Origin of the sequence: Vibrio sp. 10N.247.311.49 (assembly GCF_041467655.1) — a bacterium.
Classification (GTDB): Bacteria; Pseudomonadota; Gammaproteobacteria; order Enterobacterales; family Vibrionaceae; genus Vibrio; species Vibrio crassostreae_C.
The window spans coordinates 1-1,473 of sequence record NZ_JBFSVA010000056.1 but is presented as its reverse complement, the minus strand read 5'-3'; the positions used below and the strand labels follow the sequence as shown (position 1 = coordinate 1,473).

Annotated in this window: 1 protein-coding gene and 1 tRNA gene; one reads left to right on the top strand and one right to left on the bottom strand. The window is 42.8% G+C overall.

Features of this window, described 5'->3' with window-relative positions:
• Positions 1-119: 119 nt before the first annotated feature.
• A tRNA-Leu gene (locus tag AB6E54_RS22590) sits at positions 120-206 on the bottom strand.
• 349 nt (positions 207-555) lie between these two features.
• On the opposite strand from AB6E54_RS22590, the gene AB6E54_RS22585 reads away from it, so the two are divergent.
• On the top strand, positions 556-1,344 hold the full coding sequence (locus AB6E54_RS22585; RefSeq protein WP_017064543.1) for a lipase family protein: 789 nt from the start codon (positions 556-558) through the stop codon (positions 1,342-1,344).
• Positions 1,345-1,473: the final 129 nt, after the last annotated feature.

The window sequence follows — 1,473 nt, the reverse complement described above, 5'->3', positions numbered from 1 at the left end:
ACCGAGGTCCACGGATTTGCAATCCGCTGCATAGCCACTCTGCCAAGGCGCCTTTAATAGTGATTTAAGAGAACAACTCTTTGTTCATCACTCTACTCAAAATGTAGAAGCTAGATAGATGGTGCCCCGGGCCGGACTTGAACCGGCACAGCGCGAACGCCGAGGGATTTTAAATCCCTTGTGTCTACCAATTCCACCACCAGGGCAACGCAATCTTGCGAGGCCGATTACTGAAAAGTAAAAACACCATCTCTCAGCGACCTAAGCCGTGAGAACGAGGTGTACTTTAACGGAAGGAAAAAATTCGTCAACAATAAATTTTATCTTTTAATTCAAGTGATTAATTATCGAACTCAAAAGAATAAATTTAGTGCAGCTTGTACGGTTCTTATACTTGGATTTCTAATTTAAACGGACAAATCACTGACAACCATTGATTCAAATACCAATTGAATGCGGTGATTTTATTGTTTTAAACCAAGCAAATGGCGTTTTCATGTGCTTTTCACATTCAACGATTAGAGTTTGAAGTAACTCTTATTAAGAAGTAAACATGTGAAACCACTAAAACGATATCAATATGAGCGCTATGCCGTTCTTTGTAACCTCGCCTACCCTAGAGTTTTTAAGCAGACTCGCTATGGTTTTGACCCTAATGGACAACGCATCATCAAGAACCAGTTTGGTAAAACCATGATTAGAGTGTTGTGGAGTAGCGACAAAGATGAAGTGGTTGTGGTAATCAAAGGATCGCACAGTATCTCAGATTGGCTACTAACCTTTGCTCTATGGACAAGAAGCTGTAAGAGAATTGGGCTCAATTATCGTGTGCATGCGGGTTTCTACCATCTAATGTTTCAAGAGAGCCAGCCAAGTCGTAATGAAGATAAGCTTGGCTTAACCGTTATTGAGCGCTTGGAAGCCACGCTCACACCTCTCATCGAACAAGGAAAAAGAGTGTCTATTACTGGCCACTCTTCCGGAGGCGCTATCGGTTGTGTCTTCGCTGATTACTTTGATCAAAAGTACCCAGGCTGTATTAAACGAATAGTGACTTTTGGCCAACCCGCCATTGGTGATTGGAGCTTTCGAAAGCACTATCGCATGAGTAAGAAGACCTACCGAATTTGCTGTGACATCGACATCGTGACCTTCATGCCACCGGTTCCTTTGCTCTATTGGCATGTAGGTAAAGTGCTTTGGCTTTATAACGGACGAATCTATGAGAACACTCCTACATTAATCCGCCTTGGTCGCTCTATCTTTAGTTGGCTGATAAGACCTTTCTCTTACCACTTAATGAGCAAGTATATCCGTAACAAAGATTTCTTTGATAAGCATTGAAATGGGTACGTAGGAAGCTTTTAGCGGGGTCAAAAACGAAAAAACCAGTCACTAGGACTGGTTTTTTCTGAATGATGGAGGCGCCTCCCGGAGTCGAACCGAGGTCCACGGATTTGCAATCCGCTGCAT